Annotated in this window: 24 protein-coding genes and 4 tRNA genes; 16 read left to right on the forward strand and 12 right to left on the reverse strand. The window is 68.5% G+C overall.

From position 1 onward, the window contains the following. The first annotated feature begins 32 nt into the window (after nt 1-32). From H284_RS0118840 to H284_RS0118855, 4 genes are all read left to right on the forward strand, one after another. Nucleotides 33-467 carry a SufE family protein gene (locus tag H284_RS0118840; protein ID WP_018191273.1) on the forward strand — a complete coding sequence of 145 codons (435 nt, stop codon included), beginning with the start codon at nt 33-35 and terminating at the stop codon, nt 465-467. 206 nt (nt 468-673) lie between these two features. Further along, nucleotides 674-1,957: an ammonium transporter gene (locus tag H284_RS0118845; protein WP_020077433.1), complete on the forward strand. Its 1,284-nt coding sequence runs from the start codon at nt 674-676 to the stop codon at nt 1,955-1,957. Between the two features lie 101 nt (nt 1,958-2,058). Continuing rightward, nucleotides 2,059-3,303: an ammonium transporter gene (locus tag H284_RS0118850; RefSeq protein WP_020077434.1), complete on the forward strand. Its 1,245-nt coding sequence runs from the start codon at nt 2,059-2,061 to the stop codon at nt 3,301-3,303. Next, nucleotides 3,227-3,700 (forward strand): type II toxin-antitoxin system PemK/MazF family toxin, encoded by a 474-nt coding sequence (locus tag H284_RS0118855; RefSeq protein ID WP_020077435.1) that lies wholly within the window; start codon nt 3,227-3,229, stop codon nt 3,698-3,700. Before H284_RS0118850 ends, H284_RS0118855 begins: the two co-directional genes overlap by 77 nt. Before the next feature lie 50 nt (nt 3,701-3,750). Here the strand turns inward: H284_RS0118855 and H284_RS0118860 are convergent, their stop codons facing one another. Further along, on the reverse strand, nt 3,751-4,098 hold the full coding sequence (locus H284_RS0118860; RefSeq protein WP_020077436.1) for a hypothetical protein: 348 nt from the start codon (nt 4,096-4,098) through the stop codon (nt 3,751-3,753). Between the two features lie 126 nt (nt 4,099-4,224). On the opposite strand from H284_RS0118860, the gene H284_RS0118865 reads away from it, so the two are divergent. Continuing rightward, on the forward strand, nt 4,225-4,455 hold the full coding sequence (locus tag H284_RS0118865; RefSeq protein WP_020077437.1) for a PLDc N-terminal domain-containing protein: 231 nt from the start codon (nt 4,225-4,227) through the stop codon (nt 4,453-4,455). 50 nt (nt 4,456-4,505) lie between these two features. Further along, nucleotides 4,506-4,781: a hypothetical protein gene (locus H284_RS0118870; RefSeq protein WP_231371281.1), complete on the forward strand. Its 276-nt coding sequence runs from the start codon at nt 4,506-4,508 to the stop codon at nt 4,779-4,781. Nucleotides 4,782-4,859: 78 nt separating this feature from the next. On the opposite strand, the gene H284_RS0118875 is transcribed toward H284_RS0118870, so the two are convergent. From H284_RS0118875 to H284_RS0118885, 3 genes are read right to left on the reverse strand one after another with little or no spacing between them, the layout of a single operon-like run. Then, on the reverse strand, nt 4,860-5,417 hold the full coding sequence (locus H284_RS0118875) for a hypothetical protein (RefSeq protein WP_020077439.1): 558 nt from the start codon (nt 5,415-5,417) through the stop codon (nt 4,860-4,862). Next, on the reverse strand, nt 5,414-7,456 hold the full coding sequence (locus H284_RS0118880; protein WP_020077440.1) for a primary-amine oxidase: 2,043 nt from the start codon (nt 7,454-7,456) through the stop codon (nt 5,414-5,416). The genes H284_RS0118875 and H284_RS0118880 overlap by 4 nt, the downstream gene beginning before the upstream one ends. A gap of 10 nt (nt 7,457-7,466) precedes the next feature. Further along, on the reverse strand, nt 7,467-8,969 hold the full coding sequence (locus H284_RS0118885) for an APC family permease (protein WP_018191264.1): 1,503 nt from the start codon (nt 8,967-8,969) through the stop codon (nt 7,467-7,469). 197 nt (nt 8,970-9,166) lie between these two features. Between H284_RS0118885 and H284_RS0118890 the strand changes: the two genes are divergently transcribed. From H284_RS0118890 to H284_RS0118900, 3 genes are read left to right on the forward strand one after another with little or no spacing between them, the layout of a single operon-like run. Beyond that, complete coding sequence (locus H284_RS0118890; RefSeq protein ID WP_231371282.1) at nt 9,167-10,666, forward strand: APC family permease; 1,500 nt, start codon at nt 9,167-9,169, stop codon at nt 10,664-10,666. After that, nucleotides 10,663-11,337 (forward strand): helix-turn-helix domain-containing protein, encoded by a 675-nt coding sequence (locus H284_RS0118895; protein ID WP_018191262.1) that lies wholly within the window; start codon nt 10,663-10,665, stop codon nt 11,335-11,337. The genes H284_RS0118890 and H284_RS0118895 overlap by 4 nt, the downstream gene beginning before the upstream one ends. A 50-nt stretch (nt 11,338-11,387) precedes the next feature. Further along, nucleotides 11,388-11,840: a hypothetical protein gene (locus H284_RS0118900; RefSeq protein WP_020077442.1), complete on the forward strand. Its 453-nt coding sequence runs from the start codon at nt 11,388-11,390 to the stop codon at nt 11,838-11,840. Between the two features lie 364 nt (nt 11,841-12,204). On the opposite strand, the gene H284_RS0118910 is transcribed toward H284_RS0118900, so the two are convergent. Next, nucleotides 12,205-12,280, reverse strand: a tRNA-Val gene (locus H284_RS0118910). A 169-nt stretch (nt 12,281-12,449) separates the two neighbouring features. On the opposite strand from H284_RS0118910, the gene H284_RS0118915 reads away from it, so the two are divergent. From H284_RS0118915 to H284_RS0118925, 3 genes are all read left to right on the forward strand, one after another. Next, nucleotides 12,450-12,522 (forward strand) — tRNA-Gly (locus tag H284_RS0118915). A gap of 67 nt (nt 12,523-12,589) precedes the next feature. After that, nucleotides 12,590-12,660, forward strand: a tRNA-Cys gene (locus H284_RS0118920). A gap of 26 nt (nt 12,661-12,686) precedes the next feature. Next, nucleotides 12,687-12,758, forward strand: a tRNA-Val gene (locus H284_RS0118925). A 125-nt stretch (nt 12,759-12,883) separates the two neighbouring features. Here the strand turns inward: H284_RS0118925 and H284_RS20970 are convergent. After that, a complete protein-coding gene (locus H284_RS20970; protein WP_155885522.1) occupies nt 12,884-13,150 on the reverse strand; it encodes a hypothetical protein in 267 nt (88 codons plus the stop codon). Nucleotides 13,151-13,409: 259 nt separating this feature from the next. Here H284_RS20970 and H284_RS0118935 point away from each other — a divergent pair, with 259 nt between their 5' ends. After that, nucleotides 13,410-13,895 (forward strand): hypothetical protein, encoded by a 486-nt coding sequence (locus tag H284_RS0118935; protein WP_231371283.1) that lies wholly within the window; start codon nt 13,410-13,412, stop codon nt 13,893-13,895. Between the two features lie 54 nt (nt 13,896-13,949). Here H284_RS0118935 and H284_RS0118940 read toward each other — a convergent pair whose 3' ends face one another. After that, nucleotides 13,950-14,549, reverse strand: coding sequence for a hypothetical protein (locus H284_RS0118940; RefSeq protein WP_020077444.1), 600 nt, complete (start codon nt 14,547-14,549; stop codon nt 13,950-13,952). A 90-nt stretch (nt 14,550-14,639) separates the two neighbouring features. Further along, on the reverse strand, nt 14,640-15,008 hold the full coding sequence (locus tag H284_RS0118945; RefSeq protein ID WP_020077445.1) for a hypothetical protein: 369 nt from the start codon (nt 15,006-15,008) through the stop codon (nt 14,640-14,642). A gap of 84 nt (nt 15,009-15,092) precedes the next feature. On the opposite strand from H284_RS0118945, the gene H284_RS0118950 reads away from it, so the two are divergent. Beyond that, nucleotides 15,093-15,416, forward strand: a complete 324-nt coding sequence (locus H284_RS0118950) for a hypothetical protein (RefSeq protein WP_231371284.1) — start codon at nt 15,093-15,095, stop codon at nt 15,414-15,416. Between the two features lie 189 nt (nt 15,417-15,605). Here H284_RS0118950 and H284_RS0118955 read toward each other — a convergent pair whose 3' ends face one another. Genes H284_RS0118955 through H284_RS21125 form a run of 3 tightly spaced genes read right to left on the reverse strand, consistent with a single transcriptional unit; the run spans nt 15,606 to nt 16,688 of the window. Next, nucleotides 15,606-15,968, reverse strand: a complete 363-nt coding sequence (locus H284_RS0118955; protein WP_231371285.1) for a hypothetical protein — start codon at nt 15,966-15,968, stop codon at nt 15,606-15,608. 31 nt (nt 15,969-15,999) lie between these two features. Next, a complete protein-coding gene (locus H284_RS0118960; protein ID WP_020077447.1) occupies nt 16,000-16,527 on the reverse strand; it encodes a P-loop nucleotide/nucleoside kinase family protein in 528 nt (175 codons plus the stop codon). A 2-nt stretch (nt 16,528-16,529) separates the two neighbouring features. After that, nucleotides 16,530-16,688 (reverse strand): hypothetical protein, encoded by a 159-nt coding sequence (locus H284_RS21125; RefSeq protein WP_020077448.1) that lies wholly within the window; start codon nt 16,686-16,688, stop codon nt 16,530-16,532. 514 nt (nt 16,689-17,202) lie between these two features. On the opposite strand from H284_RS21125, the gene H284_RS21130 reads away from it, so the two are divergent. Together H284_RS21130 and H284_RS0118975 are read left to right on the forward strand one after the other, a co-directional pair. Beyond that, on the forward strand, nt 17,203-17,340 hold the full coding sequence (locus tag H284_RS21130; protein ID WP_020077449.1) for a hypothetical protein: 138 nt from the start codon (nt 17,203-17,205) through the stop codon (nt 17,338-17,340). A 73-nt stretch (nt 17,341-17,413) separates the two neighbouring features. Then, the gene (locus H284_RS0118975) at nt 17,414-17,794 is read left to right on the forward strand and encodes a hypothetical protein (protein WP_020077450.1); all 381 of its coding nucleotides are present in this window, start codon (nt 17,414-17,416) and stop codon (nt 17,792-17,794) included. Nucleotides 17,795-18,131: 337 nt separating this feature from the next. Here H284_RS0118975 and H284_RS0118980 read toward each other — a convergent pair whose 3' ends face one another. Next, entirely contained in the window at nt 18,132-18,644 is a 513-nt protein-coding gene (locus tag H284_RS0118980) for a hypothetical protein (protein WP_020077451.1), read from the reverse strand. Nucleotides 18,645-18,977: the final 333 nt, after the last annotated feature.

Here is an 18,977-nt window from a genome sequence, read left to right on the forward strand (position 1 = left end):
GTGCGCGTCGCAATCGGACGTAGCCTTAAGGGATGACCGAACTGACGGGAACCCTCGCCGAGATCCGCGACGACTTCCAGGCGCTGGAGCAGAACGACCGGCTGCAGCTGCTGCTGGAGTTCTCCGACGAGCTTCCCGACCTGCCCGAGCGCTACCGCGACCACCCGGACCTCCTGGAGCGCGTGGAGGAGTGCCAGGCGCCGGTCTACATCTTCGTGGAGGTCGACGGCGACGGGATCGTGCACCTCTACGCCACCGCGCCGGCGGAGGCTCCGACGACCCGCGGCTTCGCCTCCATCCTCGTGCAGGGCCTCGCCGGTCTGACCGCCGACGAGGTCCTCGCGGTGCCGGACGACTTCCCGCAGACGCTCGGCCTCACGCAGGCGGTCTCGCCGCTGCGGTTGCGCGGGATGTCGGCCCTCCTCGGCCGCGCCAAGCGGCAGGTGCGCCAGAAGCTCGCCGCCTAGGAGGGTCGCAGCACCCGCCGAGCACATCGGCAGCATCCCGAAACACAGTGTTTACACACCGCCGGGATGCGTAACACTCGCGAAACACGAGCATCCCTCTCACGAAACCTCTCCCGTCGAGACTGGCTCCACCCCGAAAGCGCCCCCCACCCGGATCGGGATCGCGTCACCCCGCGGGGCTATGCACAGAGAGGTAGACAATTCGCATGGTGCTCCACACAGCAGCGGACTACGCGGAGGCAGGGACGGTCAACGCCCTCTGGCTCCTTGTCGCCGCAGCCCTCGTCCTGCTGATGACCCCCGGTGTCGCCTTCTTCTACGGCGGCATGGTTCGGGCCAAGAGCGTCATCAGCATGATGATGATGAGCTTCGGCGCGATGGCCCTGGTCGGCGTCCTCTGGGTGCTCTACGGCTACGGTCTCGCGTTCGGCCCCGCTTCCATCCCTCACTTCCTCGGAACCCCCGACTGGTTCCTGTCCAGCCTGATGGGCAAGGACGGCATCACCCCGGACCTCGGCGGCCTCGCGTTCGCCGGCTTCCAGGCCACCTTCGCGATCATCACCGTCGCGCTGATCTCCGGCGCGATCGCCGACCGCGCCAAGTTCGGCTCGTGGATGGTGTTCGCCGGCATCTGGGTGACCATCGTCTACTTCCCGGTCGCGTACTGGGTGTTCAACCTCGCTGACGGCTGGGCGCCGGCCGTCCTGCACGTGAACGACTTCGCCGGTGGCACCGCGGTGCACATCAACGCCGGTGCCGCGGGTCTGGCTCTCGCGCTCGTCCTCGGCAAGCGCGTCGGATTCCAGAAGGGCATGAGCAAGCCGCACAACGTGCCGCTCACGCTCCTCGGTGCCGCCCTGCTGTGGTTCGGCTGGTTCGGCTTCAACGCCGGCTCGGAGGCCGCGGTCGACGGTGTCGCTGCGATCGCCTGGGTGAACACGCTCGCCGCCCCGGCCGCCGCCACGATCGGCTGGCTGATCGTCGAGAAGCTGAAGGACGGCAAGCCGACCTCCATCGGTGCTGCATCCGGAGCCGTCGCCGGTCTGGTCGCGATCACCCCGGCCTGTAACATCCTGACTCCGGGCTTCGCCATCCTCCTCGGCCTCGTGGCCGGTGCGGTCTGCGCCCTGGCGATCGACCTGAAGTTCCGCCTCGGCTTCGACGACTCGCTCGACGTGGTCGGCATCCACCTCGTCGGTGGTCTCATCGGTACCCTGTGGATCGGCTTCTTCGGCTTCACCCACATGTACAACAGCAAGGGCGAGGCGACCTCGCAGTTCTCGAGCCTGCTGTACGGCGGCAGCTTCTACCAGTTGGGCGTCCAGGCCGTCGGCGCCTTCGCGGTGCTGATCTACTCCTTCGTCCTGGCCTACGCCATCGGCTGGGTCATCCAGAAGACCATGGGCTTCCGGATCAAGAACGAGGACGAGCTCGCCGGTGTCGACACCGTCGTGCACGGCGAGGAGGGCTACTCGCTCGAGACGGTCTGATCGGACCGTCACTCGACCGCAACGGACGGGGCGTCGCCGGAAGGCGGCGCCCCGTTCTGTCGTCGCTAGGGTGAGTGCAGGCATTTCGACCGAGGGAGCCCATGGCACACGCCACGCCGGACCAGGTGGATGCGCTGCTGCTGTTCTTCTGCGGCGCGCTGGTGCTGCTGGCCGCGTTCGGCCTGGCGTTCTTCGCCGGCGGCATGGCCGGCCGCGCCCGGGCCGCCCGGGCGCTGCGGTTCGTGCTGGTCGGCGCGGCCGTCGTCGTGCTGCTCGCCGTTCTGGGCGGGTACGGCATGATCGTCGGCGACCCGCTCATCCCACACCTGGTCGGCCGTCCGGACGTCGGGCTGGCGTCGATGGCCGGGCCCGACGCGGCCGACGCGTCACCGTATCCGCTCGCCCGCGCCGGATACCTGATGGCCCTTCTGGTTCTCTGCACGGCGATCGTCGGCGTCGCGGTCGCCTCGCGGCTGACGTTGCGGGCGTGGATCGTGTTCACGGTGCTCTGGTTCCCGGTGGTGATCGTGCCGGTGGCGTACGGCGTCTTCGCCCTCGACGACGGCTGGGCGGTCGCCGGGCTGAAAGTCGTCGACTTCGGCGGATCCCTGGCGGTGCTCGCTGCGGGTGGGAGCGCTGTCGGCATCCTGCTCGCCTGCGGTCGTGGCGAGCACCTGCCGACGCATGCCAGCCGGCCGTCGCTGGTCGCGATCGGCGTGGCCCTGGTGTGGGTGGGCTGGCTTGGGCTGATCGTCGGCTCGGAGGGCGCCCTCGACGCGTACGCGCCGTTGATGGCGTTCGGCGGCTTCCTCGCCTCGGCGACGGGCGTCCTGATGTGGATGCTGGTGGATGCGGTGGTGCTGCGCCGGCCGACCCTGACGAGCGCCGCCTGCGGGGCACTCGCCGGTCTGGTCGGAGCCACCGCCGCGTCCGGTGTGCTCACGCTCGGCTGGGCGATGCTCGTCGGCGCGCTGTCCGCTCTGGCCTGCGCCACGATGGTCGATCTGGCCGCCCGCGCCCGCTTCGGGCCGGCCCTGACGCTGTCCGTCGTAACGATCGTCGGGAGCCTGGTGGGACTCCTGTTCCCCGGGCTGTTCGCGATCGGGAGCGGGATGGTCGACAGCGGGAACTTCGACCTCTTCATCGCGCAGGGGATCGCCGGGATGTCCGTGCTGCTGTACGCGACGACGGTCTCCCTGCTGCTCGCCCTCGCGCTGCGGTTCACCGTCGGGCTCACGCGGGTCCGCTATGGTGCCGATCGTGGCATCCGTGAGAAGCGTCCTGTCGGCCCTGGGCGCACTGTTCCGTCCGTCGCGAGCGGATCGGACTCCGAGCCGGCCGGCTGAGACCGTCCAGGTCGATCCGTCTCGGCTGGGCCGCATCCGGACGTCGTACAACCCCAGCCTCGACGGCGAGGCAGACCCCGGCGAGATCGTGTGGACGTGGGTGCCGTACGAGGAGGCGGACGGCCGCGGCAAGGACCGCCCGGTGCTCGTGGTCGCCACCGAGCCGTCCGGTTCGGTGCTCGCGGTCGCGCTGACCAGTCAGGAGCATCCCGGCCGGCCGGAGTACCTGCCGATCGGATCGGGGGAGTGGGACGGACGCCACCGCCCCAGCTTCGTCCGGCTCGACCGGGTGTTCCGGGTGCAGCAGGGCGGCATGCGCCGTGAGGGGGCCGCGCTGGACGCGCGACGGTTCGACACCGTGCGCCGGGCTCTGGCCACGCGCTACGGGTGGCGGTGAAGATCGCCGGTTAGCGGTCTCACTGGCCGATCAGGGGTTCCACTGACCGATCAGGGGTTCCACTGGCGGATGGCGTTGGCCGACCAGCCGATCTCCTTGCGGGTCCAGATGGGGGCGCCCTCGGGATCCGGCTGCTGCGAGGCGTCCGCGGTGATGCGGTAACCCTGCGCGGGCACGGCACGGCGGCTGGCGCGGAACAGCAGGATGGCGGCCCCGCCGAGCACGACCGCGGCTGCGACGAGCAGCCAGCCGAGGCCGTCGCCGTCGACCAGACGGAGCACGCCGAGAGGTCCGGTGAGGAACACCCCGACGATCGCCACCACGACGCCCACCATCAGCCAGCGGGCCCGCAGGTGGATGGCGCGGTCCCGGTCGTACTCCTCGATAAGCGTCGGCACGATATCCCCCGATCGACGATGCGATCAGCGTAGTGGATAACGCCCGGCTTTCCACAGGGTCGCGGGAGGGCGTTTGCGAGAATCGGTCGTCCGGTAGGGTCGTGTCACCGAACGAACGGGGGATTCGTGTTCAGTGGGCTCGTCGGATGGCATGTGCTGATCCTGGGGATGTTCGTCGTCCCGTTCATCCTGTGGCTGATCGCTGTGATCCAGATCGCCGCGATGCGCGCCGCCGCCGGTCCGACCGTCGGGTGGCTCCTCCTGGTGACGCTGGCGCCGCTCCTCGGAGCGATCCTCTGGTTCACGATCGGGCGACGGTCGCTGCGACAGGAGACACCGCCGACGCGGGCGGGCTGAGCGGGGAACCGATAAGACGCTCCCCACTTACGGCGATGAGCATCCAGACGTTGAGTGCCAAGAGCACTCGCCGCATAGCGCGAGAGACCGGCATCCCGACGATCACCCGCGCATGGGTCGACAACGAGGCGGACCACCATCTCGTCCTGTTCGCCACCTGGGACCACCTGCACGGCCGGTACGACCGTCGTACCGGCGACACAGAGGAGCAGACCGCGGACGACGACGTGAGGCACCTGCCGTCGTGTCTGGCCCAGGACGGCACGCTGCTCGTCGAGCTCGAACCGTTCGACGACGACGGCCGCTGGCCGACGCTGCGGAGCTGAGCGCGCCGACATTCGTGCCGAATGTGCGTTTTGGCGGCGCCTTTCCGCACATTCGGCACGAATGTGGCGCGGGCGGCGCTACGCGAGCAGTGGCAGCGACATCAGCGCGACGGAGGCCGCCCCGAGTGCCGCCTCGGCGCGCGGGAGCGGCGGGAGCCGCCGCCGGAAGGCCAGGAGCCCGGACGCCACCGCGAAGACGAGTGCGGCGACTCCGAGCGCCGCGATGACGTTCACCCCGTGCGCGGAGTGTCCGCCGCCCGCCGCGCCATGGTGCGCCCCCGCCGCGACGATCAGCCCGCCCATCAGGATCGCCTGCAGCGCGCGGTGCAGCGCCATCGCCCGGACGGGATGCGCGGGATGCGCCGGATGCGCCGCCTGCGCGTCCCCCGCGCCACCCCGGCCCGCCGGCCGCAACCGAAGCGCCACCGCCGTCGCGACCCCCGTCGCCACCAGCAGCGCCGCCCACACCACGGGAGCGACGAGGGGATGCGGCAGCAGCATCGTGTCCGCCATCGCCGCGAGCATGGCGAGCATCCCGAACCACGCGAGCGGGGAGCGGCGGTCGGCGCTCCCCGCGACGCAGCATGCCCCCAGCGTGGCCGGGAGCATGCTGCCGAGGTGCAGAGCCTCGATCATCCGTGGTGCGCGTGGTGCGCGTGGTCGCCGTGCGCGTGGTCGCCGTGCCCGCCGTGCCCAGCGTGCGCCTCCCCGTGCCCGTGGTGCCCCGGCGCGCAGTGCGCGGGCGCCTCCGCCGGCACGTTGAGGGCGGGGTTCCGGCCGAAGAAGCCGTACGGCTTGAGCGTGAACTTGGCGTAGTCGACCGGCATGACCGGCCAGTCCTCCGGGCGGGGGAAATGGGTCGGCCCGAAGGTGTGCCAGAGGACGATGTCCTCGCCGTCGAGCGGGCGGTCCGCCGCCATGTAGGCGGGCAGTCCGTCGCCTCCCGGGTTCTGGTTGACGAACTCGCCGGCGGGGTAGCGCTCGTCGCTGGCGTACTGCGTCACCCACAGTTGCTTCGTCGTGAACGCGGCCCGGGCGGTGACGGTGGCGGAGGGGTCGGCCATCAGCGTCGGGTTCTGCTCCGCGTGGAGCACGTACCCGGTAGGCCGGCCGAGCCGGTTGGATTTCTCCGTGTTGACGATATGCCAGGTGCGGCCGACGGACGCGTCCGCCTCCCGAGCGCCGTCCGCCTCGCTCAGGATGCGCGTGGCGCGCTTCGTGAAGGCGTTGCCGTACGGGTTGCTCTCGCTGACCGGCAGACGCACCGCATCCACCTCCTCCACGGCGTTCGCCAGCCCGTCCACCATCATGTCGAGCCGTGCCGAGAACAGGTGCTGGTGGTAGGGCGCACCGAGCCCGGGCGCCACCTCGCTCGCGGTGGCCGAGCCCTCGACGTAGGACGACGTGAAGAGGATGCCGGTCAGCTTGGCCTCGCACTCGATCGTGCCGTCGAGGTACAGGTACCAGTAGAAGCCGTAGTCGTAGTTGCCGACCGTGGTGAAGAACGAGATCACGAGCCGCCGCGACCGTCGCACCTCGTTCGCCGAGGTGAACAGGTCCGTGTGCTTCCACAGCGTCCCGTAGTCCTCTTCGTGCATGCAGATCGCGTTCTCGATCGTCTTCGGCCGGCCGAACTCGTCGGACAGCACCGCGTCGAAGTAGCGGATCTCGCCGAGGCAGTCGCAGCCGAGCGTCAGCGAGTTCGCGAACCGGCCGAACAGGTATTCGCCGGTGTCGAAGTAGTTCTGCCAGTACCGTGTCGGCGAGGGGTCCGCGTAGGGCACGACCATTTCGGCGATGGACGCGCGGTAGACCACCGGACGCACCTCGCCGCCCTGGTCGGGGTCGGCGAAACCGAGGTTCCGCAGGATGAGTCCCTCCCGGGCATCGAACCCGAGGGAGAACGTCCAGTTGGCCCAGGTGACCGTGTCTCCGTCCACCGCGAAGCTCGGTCCCTCCGGCTGGGTGATCGAGATCGGCTTGAGCGTGTCGAGCGGGGCGGGGCGCTCCGACTCCAGGTGGAAGTTGCCCGGCTCCTCGGGGACGGGGAGTTCGAACGCGTCGACCACCTGGGTGACCTCGCGGGCGATGACGTCGACGTACGCGCACAGCCCGTCCACCGGGTGGGCCCAGGGGTGGTCCTCGGCGTGGTCCATCCGGAAGGCGAAGACGCGGATGATCCGTCGGCCCTCCTCGCCGGGGATGTCGTACGAGCCGGGGGAGAGCGGAGCGTAGACGACCTGCTCGCTCACCAGCCCGCGCTTCTCGAGCGCCGCGAGCCAGCCGGCGTCCGCGGCGAGGATGCCGCCGATCGCCTCGAACTCCTCCTCGAGGATGGGCACCTGGCCGCGCGAGCCGTCGATCGGCATGAGCGCGATCACCTCGTCGCGGGTGAGGGAGACGGCGGCGTCCAGGCTCTCGCCGGTGGCGACGTCGAGCAGCAGGATGCGCGCCTCGCGGTCCGGCGTCGGTGCGTCGCCCGCCAGCGCGGCCAGCACATCCGCCTTGTCGGGCTCCAGCAAGCCGACGTAGACGAAGCGGGTCGTGTCTGTGACGGCACCGGCCGAACGGAGGATGCGCGCCACGGCCTCGATCTCGGCCGCCGTCAGGCTGGAGAGCGGACCGGGGCTAGTCGTGTCGTCGTCGGGGAGGGTCAGGGGCAGTTCGGTCGTCATGTCAGGTCTCCTAGGCGCTGATGGTGTCGATGATGTTCTCGTAGGCGGCGCGCTTGCTGCGGCGCAGGATGAGTGCCTGCACCACGCCGATCACGGGGACGGCGAGCATGGCTGCGAAGAAGGCGATGGACAGCGGGCCGACCACCGGGGTGCCCTTCGCATCCACATCGCCGATGAGCAGAGGGAAGTTGTCGACGATGATGAGCGTCACCCCGATCAGGCCGAGCAGGCCGATGACGGGGGCGATCACCGTGCGCCAGAGACCGGCACCGGTCTTCTTCCGGGCGAAGTAGACGATGACGGCCAGGCAGGTCAGCGCCATGAGCACGACGATCGCGAGGGTCGCGATGCCGCTGAACCAGGTGAACACCTGCAGCACGGGGTCGAGGCGGAACAGCGCGAACGCCACGATCAGAACCGCCGCTGTGGCGGTCTGCACCAGTGACGACACGTACGGAGACGAGTGCTTGCCGTGGACGCGCCCGATCGCCGCCGGGAACACCGACGCGTTCGACATCGAGTGCTGGTATCGCGTGACCACGTTGTGGAAGGAGAGCACGCAGGCGAACAGGCTCGTGATCAGGAGGACGTTGACGATGACCCCGCCGACGGATCCGAGGTAGTGGACGGCGGTGTTCACGATGAAGCCGCCGGTGTCGGCCGCGACCACATCCACGATCTTCGCGGGGCCCCATCCCATCACCAGCGCCCACGAGGCGAACGTGTAGAAGACGCCGATGGCGATCACTGCGATGTAGGTCGCCCGAGGGATGGTCTTCTCCGGCTCCTTGGCCTCGTCACGGAAGATCGCCGTCGACTCGAACCCGATGAAGCCGGCGAGGGCGAACATGAGTCCGATGCCGGGGGAGCCCGAAAGCACGGTGCTCGGCTCGAACGGCACGAGCGACAGGCCCTCCGCGCCTCCCGTCCCGATGATCACGAAGCTCAGGACGATGACGATCCCGACCTCCGCGATGAGCAGGATGCCGAGCACGCGCGAGCTCAGCTCGATGTGCCGGTAGCCGAGGACTCCGACCAGCGCGATCATCGCGAGGGAGTAGACGTACCAGGGGATGTCCGGCCCGTGCAGCGCGACGACCGACGATTCCAGCGTCGCGCCGAGGTAGCCGTACACCGCCACCTGGACGGTCGTGTAGGTGAGCAGCGCCAGATAGGCGGCGGCGAGGCCGAGCGGGCGCCCCATTCCGTAGCCGACATAGGTGAAGAACGCGCCCGGCCGGGGGATGAACCGGCTCATCGCGCTCAGCCCGACGGCGAAGAACAGCAGGATGACGGCGCCGATCGCGAACATGCTCGGCACGCCGGCGCCGTTGCCCAGCAGCACGGCGACCGGGAAGCCGCCGCCGATGACGGTGAGCGGCGCCGCAGCGGCGACCACCATGAACACGATCGAGCCGACGCCGAGTCGGCCGGAGAGCTGGCGCGCGGCGCCGGGACCACGGATGGCGATCGGATCGCCGAGCAGAGCCTGGGGCTCCTGTGCAGCCGTCATGGGTTCCTCCAGGGGGAATGAGAGGGTGGGTGCCGCCAGTCTCGCGAGACGGTGTTGCGCGGTCGTTCCGCCGCTGTGAAGAGTCGGCGCTCGCCGAATGGGACGGACCGTGTCGCATTCGGGGGTCACGTGCCCGTGACGCCGACGAAACGCGGACGCAACACGCCCGCCGTAGCCTCGCGGGCGAGGAGCACACCGTGACAGCACAGCCCCCCGTGACGGCCCTGAGCCGAGCGATCGCCGACCCGACACCGGTCGACGGCCTGGCTGCGCGCTCGCCGATGGCCGGCCTCGACCGCCGCAGCCTCGGTTTCGTGGATGTGCTGGCCCAGTCGGTCGGCGCCGTCGCGCCCTCCGCTGCCGCGGCCACCTGCCCTGTGCTCGTCGCGGCGCGTGCCGGATCGGGCACGCTGCTCGCGTTCCTTCTCGCGGGCGTGCTGATGGCGCTCGTCGCCTACGCCGTCAACCAGTTCACCCGGCGGATGGCCGCCACCGGCTCCCTCTACACGTTCGCCGCGCGCGGCCTGGGGGTTCGGGCCGGGTTCGCGACCAGCGCCGCCATGATCGTCGGCTACGGATTCGTCGCGATGTTCGCCCTGCTGGGCGCTGCGTACTACGGGCTGACGCTGCTCGCTCATGCCGTCCCGGGTGTGACCGGCTCGCGCGGGCTGGTGCTCCTGCTGCTGGCCGGGTTCGGCGCCGTCTGCCTGCTGGTGCTGTGGCGTGGCATCCGGCTGTCGACCCGGGTCACGCTCGTCATCGAGCTGCTGTCGATCGTGGGCATCCTCGTGCTGATCGTGGTGCTGCTCGTCCGCGTGCCCGGCTCGTCGTTCGCGGCGGTCGCGCTGCCCCGCTCGGTCGGCATCCCGGAACTCGCTGCCGGAACGACCGTCGCCGTCACCGCCTTCGTCGGCTTCGAGAGCGCTGCGACGCTCGGCGTGGAGTCGCGGCGGCCGTTCGCGACCATCCCGCGCACCATCCGCTGGACCGTGATCGCGGCGGGACTGCTGTACCTGCTCTCCGCCTACACGCAGCTGGCGGGTTTCCAGGCGCTCGACGGCGACCTGGTGGCCAGCGACAGCCCGGTGAACGACCTGGCGGCGCGCGCGGGGGTCGAGTGGATCGGGCTGCTGCTGGATGCGGCGCTCGCCTGCTCGTTCCTGGCCTGCGCCCTGGCCTCGACGACGGCGCTCGCCCGGGTCCTGTTCTCCCTCGGCCGCGAGGGGATCGCGCCGCGCGCCCTCGGGCGCACGCATCGCCGCTTCCGGACCCCGCACGTCGCGCTGGCGGTGGGCGTCGCGGTCGAGGTCGCCGTACCCGCTGTCCTCGTGCTGGCCGGAATGGGGGCGTGGCAGGCGATGGGCGTCGTGGTCGTCTGCGCGGCGGCCGGGTACATGACCGCGTACGCGCTCGTCTGCGTCGCGACGCCGTTCTTCCTGCGCCGGATCGGCGAGTTGACGGTCGGTCCGGCCGTGGCCGCTGCGGTCGCGGCCGCGGGTCTCGTGGCGGCGCTCGCGCTCGACCTCTGGCTCGAGGTCACGGGCGACCGCGCCCTCGCCGTCCTGCTGCTGGCCGGGGTGGCGGCCGTCGCGTTCGCGCTGTGGGCGGTGTGCCGACGCCGGAGGCCGGACGCCCTGCGCCGCATCGGCCTGTACGACGAGCCGACGATGGGGGACGTGCTCGGCGGGGCGCCATGAACGCCATCCCGGAGCTGAGCGGACGACAGCCGGGCGCGGTGCACAGTGCGTTCGCGGTGCTGGAGGAGGTCGCGCACGCGGGGCCCGGGATCACCGCGCAGCAGCTGTCCGCGCGCCTGGGCCTGCCGCGGGCGACGGCGTACCGCATCCTGAATCTGCTGGTGCAGGACGAGTACCTCGTACGCATGCCCGACCTCCGCGGCTTCGCCCTGGGCCGCAAGGTCGCCGAGCTGGCGGATGTGGCGCAGGCACAAGATGCGGCCGCCACCGCTCGGGAGGCGGTCGCCGACCTGCGGGGGCGCATCCGCGGTGGCGTCCACCTGGCCGTCTACCGAGACGACCGAGTGGTGCCGGTCGACGTTGACCCGGACTTCCCGCTCTCGGACCCCAAGCGCATCCAGTCGGACCTCAGCGTCTCCGCCCTCGGCCGGCTCCTCCTGGCGGAGCAGGCCGCGCGGGCCGTGCCGTCACCCACCCGGTTCACGACGCAGGAGGGCGAGCTCGTCCCCGGTTTCGGCTGCCTCGCCGTCCCAGTGCGCGGCGACGACCAGCGCCTGGTCGCCGGCCTCGCGCTGGCGCTCCCGGCCGCGCGCCTGGCGGACCGTGACGGGCTGGTGTCGCTGGTCGCCGACACCGCGGTGCGGCTGGGTCCGCTGCTCAGCCGGGTGTGAGGCAAGGGCGCTGGTAGCCTGCGGGAGCAGATTTCTGACGGGAAGGCAGCATGACATCGCGCGATACCGATCGCCAGGGCGCTGACGTGACCTGGTCCCAGCCGGTCCTACAGATCGCCTTTGCGCTGTTCGTGATGACCGTGTTGGTGATCGCCGGGATCTTCCTCGCGGTTCGCACCATCAGCGGGCAGCCCGGGCCACCGGTGTGGTTCGGCGCGTTGTGGATCCTTGCGCTCGGCTGGAGCATGTACTGGTGGCTTTTCCGAGTCGCGTACCGGGTCGAACTCGTCGGCCGCACCCTCAACTGGCGAGCGCCGCTTCGAAGCGGCAGCATCCCGGTGGATGCGATCGAGCGCGCCGGCCGATTCTTCGGTGCACCGTCCACGTGCGTGCTACGCGGGAGCGGCTACCCACCCGTCGTGGTCTCCGCACAGCGCCAGGACTTCACGCCGATGCTCCAGGCACTGAACCGCCTCAACCCGGCGGTTCCCGTTCACCTGTAGGACGCTGCGCTCGCCGACCTCGGCCGCCCCAGCTGCGACGATGATCCCCGTCGGCAGTACCCGCCCGCACGACTCAGCGCACCTTCTACTACGCCCGCATTCACCGCTACGACGGCCAGCTGGACCTCTTCGAGTGGCCCAGCCGACGGCACACCCGCTGAGTGGATCGACGTCAAGCACGACGACGGAGTGCTGCGCCGGTACGCTCTCGCGCCCGAGCGCCAGGAGTTCGATATCTGGGAGTACGTGCTCGAAACCCCCGCATCCTGACTCACGAGGGGCCGTTGTCTCACGTCTGTCTGACGACGCTCTGAGCGCCCGAAGTGGGGAAACAGAAAACCCCCGGCGGACCGGGGGTTTTCTCTGGTGGGCGATACCAGACTCGAACTGATGACCTCTTCCGTGTGAAGGAAGCGCGCTACCAACTGCGCCAATCGCCCGTGTGCTGCGAGATTCGATACTAGCCGACTCCGGGGCCCCGATGCACATCGACACGGAGCGCCCGAACGCGGCCGCAGGCGACACACCCGGCGGGCGTAACCGGTTTTGTCTTGCGCCTCCGGATCGGCTAGAGTCTTTCAAGTGCCGCAGGGAACTGCGGGGCGAAATGCGGATGTAGCGCAGTTGGTAGCGCATCACCTTGCCAAGGTGAGGGTCGCGAGTTCGAGTCTCGTCATCCGCTCGAGTCGGCCCGGTCTACGGATCGGGCCTCTCAGGTACGGTACGGGTTTTTCCGTGTTGTGGCGTTCGGTGGATTGGCCGAGAGGCGAGGCAGCGGCCTGCAAAGCCGTATACACGGGTTCGAATCCCGTATCCACCTCGATCCTGAGCTTCGCGTTCAGGCTCGGGCGATTGGCGCAGCGGTAGCGCGCTTCCCTGACACGGAAGAGGTCACTGGTTCGATCCCAGTATCGCCCACAGAGAGAAACCCCCGGAGACCCGGGGGTTTCGTCGTTTTGTGAGCGTCATAGCGCCCCAAATGGACGCGTCGTGGTCAACGTGGGGTCGCGAAATAGCCTGCTTCGTGGGTTAGACAGTTTGCGTCAGTAGCGATCCTTTGTGATAACGCCCACGTCATACAAATGAACAGCGCGAAACGAAAGCGCAGAGACGGGAAGAACCGCCTCGAGAAAGGACACGCACCACCCGGTGCGCAGACGCCAGAAGGCCGGAAACACGACCAGGCGACCTGGTTCCTGGATAGCTAATCGCTTCCAAGGAGACAGGTATGCCCAGTGCAGCCAACCGTGCAGTTCTCGACACCGTGGTTTGGCTTCGGCGCCCGCGCCTTGGTGTTCGATATCGCTCATGATCAGGGAATCTACCGCGCTGAAGAGTTCTCCCTTTCGCCCCTCGCAGCCTAAGTCGCGTTCTACCTCGTATACGTGCAAGAAAAATCCTGCGATTTTCCGTACCGCGCGTGTCGTCGGTTCGCGCGCACGCGGTCGACGGCCTTCCGTCCTTGTCGGCGTCGGACCGACTGCGTCAGCGTTCCGGCCCGTCTCGTCACTCTCGCCCCCGATTGGGGTCCTGAGTCTTCCGCGTCGAAATGACACGATGAAGGTGATCATGAACAAGCTCACACCAATCGCAATCGCAGCAACCATCACCGCAGCCCTCGCCCTTACCGGATGCAGCACCGGTTCGGACACGGCATCGTCGTCAGCATCTTCGTCATCGGGCTCCAGCAACTCCACCCCGGAGCCGACCAAGGAGGTCGACAAGCCGGCTGACCTGACGGGCACCTGGAAGCAGACCAACTCGGCAGCCGCCGACAGCTACCAGGAAGCCGAGATCACCGGCAACGTCATCACCATCAACTGGGTGACCGACAACGGCGACACCAAGTCGATCTACTGGGTCGGAAGCTTCGCGGCACCGACGGATGCCTCGACGCCGTACAAGTGGACCTCTACCCGCGACGTCGCAGCGACCGAGTCGGCCATGCTCGCCTCGAGCGACGCCACCAAGGAGTTCACCTTCCAGAACGACTCCATCAGCTACTCCGCCAGCGCCCTGGGCACCACAACGACGATCAAGCTGAAGAAGCAGTAGCTCGCCCGCTTAACGAACCCCTGTCGCCTCCCGGCGGTGGGGGTTTCGTTTTTCTCACCGCGAGCTGCAGCTCGCGGTCACGTCATCCCCTGGCCGCGATCCGAGGATCGCCTCGCCTGTAAATGGGCCGCCCGGCCGCTCTGCGAACCGGATCACGTCGCGGTCGCCGCGAGAAACCAGGTCGTACTGCCCGGCAGCGAAGGCGTCGTAGCCATCTACCGGAATTCCCTCGCCGCAGATCGCGACCTCGTGGAACAGCAGCCCGTCCTGCTCGAGCAAGTCGAGGCTGCGGTGATGCCAGGTGAAGGATCGGACGACGACGTTGTGCCCAGGGGCGGCGATGGGTTCGTACGCATGCACGCTGGAGAACGCGGCTAAGAGCATCAGCAGGTAGCCCACCGGAAGAGCTGCCAGAAGCAAGAGCCCGGAGACCGCCCGCACGAGCACCCGGAGGAACGGCCGCCGGAGCCGGCCAGCCAGGACCGCCGCCTGGATGGCGGCGACGACTCCGCAGGCGGCACCGATGGCGACGAGCAGCACGGAGAGCTGCCCGCTGTCGAGCGTTCCAACGAGGAGCACACCCGGGATTCCGGTCCTGGCGGCGTCAAGCCAGATGGCCGCGGCGACGAGCACGATGCAGAGCGTGGCGGGCACCCACCCCAGAACCGTTCTCCACCGCACTGTCTTACTCTGGCCATCCGCAGCGGTGAGAGCGTCACACCAGCGGAGGAGCTGCCTCGCTCGTCAGGATGATCCGCGGTGCGGCCACGAGATCTCCGGATACGGGTAGGGCGCATCCGGGACCGCCCAGACGACGAGCGTCGCGATCATCCAGGCGCCGACGACGCCGAGCGAGATGAAGGTCAACCAGTACGGCCGCAGGCACACCGCTGTGATCACGAGCGCGACGGGGAGCCAGCCGACTACGAGGAGCGTGCCGAAAATGAAGAACCTCGTCACCGGGTTCAGCTGGATGAGGAGGTACCAGTCGACGGCCGCCATGAGCAGCAGCACGAGCGCGGCGACCGCGACGAGGATGTTCGCCGCGATGGTGCGCCGGCGGAACCGCGTCGTCGCCCGCGCGACGGCGAGGCCGCGCTCCGATACCGTCATCCGATTCCCCCGATCGTCCCCGGTCAGCCTCATCTTTGCAGAAGTGCCGGCGGTGCCGCGACTGGTGGTGGATAAGCTCGCGCGGTGCGAGCACACGAGACAGTTCACGCCGAACCGCGACGAATCGTCGGCCGCCCGACCTATCGAGTGAACTTCTGGGAACGTCCCGGACCGGACACCGGCTGGCAGCTCGAGGCGTTCGCGTTGACCGAGGCGGACGATGTCGACGCGGCGATGGCGTGGGCGAACGAGCACTCCCGTGGGCGCCGGTTCGAGCTGTTCGTCGAGATCGAGGACGAGGCTGTCCACGACTTCCAGACTCCGCGTCGCTCGGACCTGATCCGCCTGGCCGGGACGGATCCGAATGACGGCGTGAGCGTCGAGGTCTTCATCGAGAAGGTCGACTGAGCCAGGACCGAGGCCGCGACGGTGAACCCCAAGCACCGATCGGCGGCCGCGCCTGCGCCGCCCCATATTGAGCTCGGCCTTCAACCGATGCTCCGCCCCCGGAGCGCTCAACTGGTCAAACGAGTAGCGCGCCGGCCGTAAGCGGAGAGGAAACCAGGTGTCGGCCGGCCGCTCTGCGTGGAGCGGCGACTAAGCACCGAACACGACTGACCGGATCTCGGAGGCGATCGCGGTCGGGTCTTGAACGGTGTGCGGAAGCAGCCCGTGCTTCTCGTACGGCATGAGCGGGAGACTCTCACCGTGGCTGGTCACGATGACAGCCTGCGTCCAGGTACCGCGGCCGTTGTCCGATGGGCCGGTTCCAACGTCCTCGATCTCAGGGATCTCGATGACGTCCTTGCCGCGGACCAGCCAGAGCCGGCCCGGTGCCGCGTGCAGCGTTGCCCAGAAGCCGGCGCCTGCACGGAGGAGACCCGGTGCGCCGAAGCGGTCGTGCAAGAACATCGCGGCGCCCGGGGGCACGGTCACACGCCATGAAGGTTCGGTTGTCACAGCTCCGCTTCGTTCTATCGGGGGCTCGGTGTCAGATTAGCGAGGTCGACCAGCGATCGCTGAGCCAGTCGAGCCAGGAGGCGTACCCCGCTGGCGGTTCAGGGCGCCAGCTCCCATCAAGCTCCTCGGGCCCCGGCTTTTGGAATACCGCTCGCCATCGATCGAGCGTTGCTGCATCCATCTCCCATGTGCCACTCGGGTCGTCGACGAAGCGCTGCTGCACATGCTCGAGCTGAGTTCCCGGGTCGACCGGGACGAAGACCGTCTGAACGGTAGCGCCGAGGGAACCGGCCAACCAGTGCAGCCCTGCGCGCTCGTCACGGCCCCAGAGGCCGAAGTCGAGGATCGCGTTGTTGCCCAGTCGCAGTACCTGACTCGCAGTCCAAATGAGCCGCCCTTCAAGTACGTCCCGACGGCCATCCATGTCGCTGACCCCGAAGAGCGGTTTCATCCACTCGTCCGGGCTCATCCGGATCGCAGCATGCTCGCGTTCGAGCTCTCGTGCTCGTGTCGTCTTGCCGCTGCCCGGCTGTCCGACCATCAGGAAGAGCGTCGCCATCGTCAATCCGAGAACCGCGCCCGCACCACGGTCGCCTGGTCGTCATCCAGCTTCCACCGTGCGCCGTGCTCGTGCTCCGGGTACTCCTCGCGCAGGAGCGCTCGGATGCTCTTTGCGGAGGTGTCGAGCTCGGCTTCGAGCTCGCGGGGCGTCGTGGTCATGGGGCCAGCGTATTGCCGTGACGCTGCGCTTCCGGTCGGTCACGCGATCACGTCGCAGGCGATCAGAAGAAATTCGCTGCATCCGTGTCACAAAGCCTCCAGTTGGCGCACTTCCTAAGAGCGAAGGGCAACCGCGACCGAAGCTCACTGCGCGCTCGGCACCTCTAGGTAGTGAGGGCCAAATCTGTGCGACTGCGCGGCTCGGCCCATCCAGAGGTGAGGGCACCCGCATCCGGCGGATGCTCCACCAGGACCGTGGAGGAAACGTATGAGCACCATCCCCGACCGCTTCAACTTTGCATTTTTTCGCTGCCGCTGCGCCGTAGAACCTATTGGGCGCGGATCCACCGAAGCGTTGGACTCGGCGGCCTCGTCATCCGTAGAAGAGATTGACCGGACCTCGGTCGCCGAACCAGCAGAAGGACGTCATGAGCACACATGCATTTCCGCCGCATCTACCCGGTCAAGGGGCACCCGCAACCGGCGGGAGCCCGCCCTTGACCGAGAGGCTCACATGCCCACCTCTAGCACCCCCCATGTTCCCGACAACGGCGCCTCCATCGAGGAGCTCATCAAGTGGGGCTACGACCGCCTCATCGACCTCCACGGCACCGCGCAGACGAAGGGAGATGACGCGGCAGCCGGGGACTGAGACCTAGGCCGCCGCGTGGATGCTTCGACCCTACGCGGCGGCCGCGCCGCCCACCTAACTAGAGTGAGCGTCGATGACTTCAGCGAGCCCCTCCACGACGCAGCGCACCTACTCTCCGGCGGCGATCGTTCTTTCCTCGGCAGCGATCATCGTCGCTTGGTGCTGGTTCGCGCTGGTGCTAGGCGACACGTACGACGATGAGTGCAAGGCGCGCGCGGCAGGGACGAGCGATCTACTGTTCCTCCTGATCTTCGGCGTCGCGCCTCTCGTGCTCGTGAGCGCGGGGGCTCTGATCGCGCTGCTTCTCACGACTCGCGGAGAGATCGCCCGCCGGGTTCTGCTCGCCGTCGAGGTCTTCCTCGCAGCGACAGCGGCTGGCGTACTGATCGCCTGGGCGATGAGTGGTTGGACGCTGTTCGCGGAGTTCGCGATCGGAACCAACTGTTACCTCTGAGCGGGCCAGCGGCTGACCGCCAATCGGTCACGCCGCGGCACGCCTCGCCCACGGAGGGCTCGCTCGCGATAGTGAGTTGACGCGCCTGCTCGGAGCCGTCCGCCTTGTGACCGATGTTTCCGAAGAAGCACTGCTCGACGCATACCTCGGCGCAGCGATCGAGCAGTTGGGCTTGATCCTGCAGGAGCATGTCGATGATGAGTACCCGGAACTCACCGGCGCGCGCCGAGGCGACGTCGACTGGAGCACTGCTTCGGTCGAATTGGAGTGGATTGACGTTGCGGTGGACAGGCAATCATGTGAGTGCGAAGCGACAATCAGCGTCGCTGGGACGCTGTCATTCCCGATCCGCCGGGGTCGGGACGATGAGGCGGCCGTCGTCGGCCCCGCCCACCTGAACCTTCCCGTCCGTCCCGACGAGGACGATGCGGCTCCACTGGTCCGGCATAGGACACGGTGCACCCTTCTGCCCCGGGATGAGCTCGAGCGCCATCCGCGCCGTCTCAGTCGTCGTCCCCGTCCGATCGGTCAACGTGACCACAAGGTCGTGCTGCTTGCTGAGATTCGCGGTGCGAGGGACCACGATTTCGAAGGACGGCCTCACTCCGTCCTCGTCGTCGCACGCGCCGGCGTAGCAGGCGTGAACCGTGCCGCCAGGATGCGTCCGCAGCCAGATGGCAGCGTCGACGGTGATGTGAGGCGGCCGAATGTCGGGCATAGAACACAGAGGGAACAGTGGGGCGCAGCCCGCAAGGAGCGTGACGGCGACGATACTCAAAGCAACGGTTATTGCATGCCGAACCCGCGTCGCCTTCACCTCACCGACGTCCGGCAGGGCGGCCCTGCTCACCCTTCCGTGCGAAGTAGTGCAGACCGAGCCACGCCCAAGCGGCGAGCATGCCCCACAAGAGGCAGACGACGACGAACCAGGGGTTGGGCGGCGGAGATGCTATGACGATCGACCCATTGAGCGCGAAGATGGCTGTGTACCACAGAGCCATATTCGCGAGTTCCGCAGGCTGGCGGCAGGGACCCACCACGGCCGCTTGCCTGGCGGCTTGCCCTGGGTGCTCGGGATCATGAGTGTCAGCGTAGCGAGGACGGCCCGGGAAACAAGAGCTACCTCTTGCGAGCAGCGCCAGCTCTGTGGTCAGGTGGCGACCGTGAGCTTCTGGCCGCTTCC

It is taken from the genome of Cryocola sp. 340MFSha3.1 (assembly GCF_000383315.1).
GTDB lineage: Bacteria > Actinomycetota > Actinomycetes > Actinomycetales > Microbacteriaceae > Leifsonia.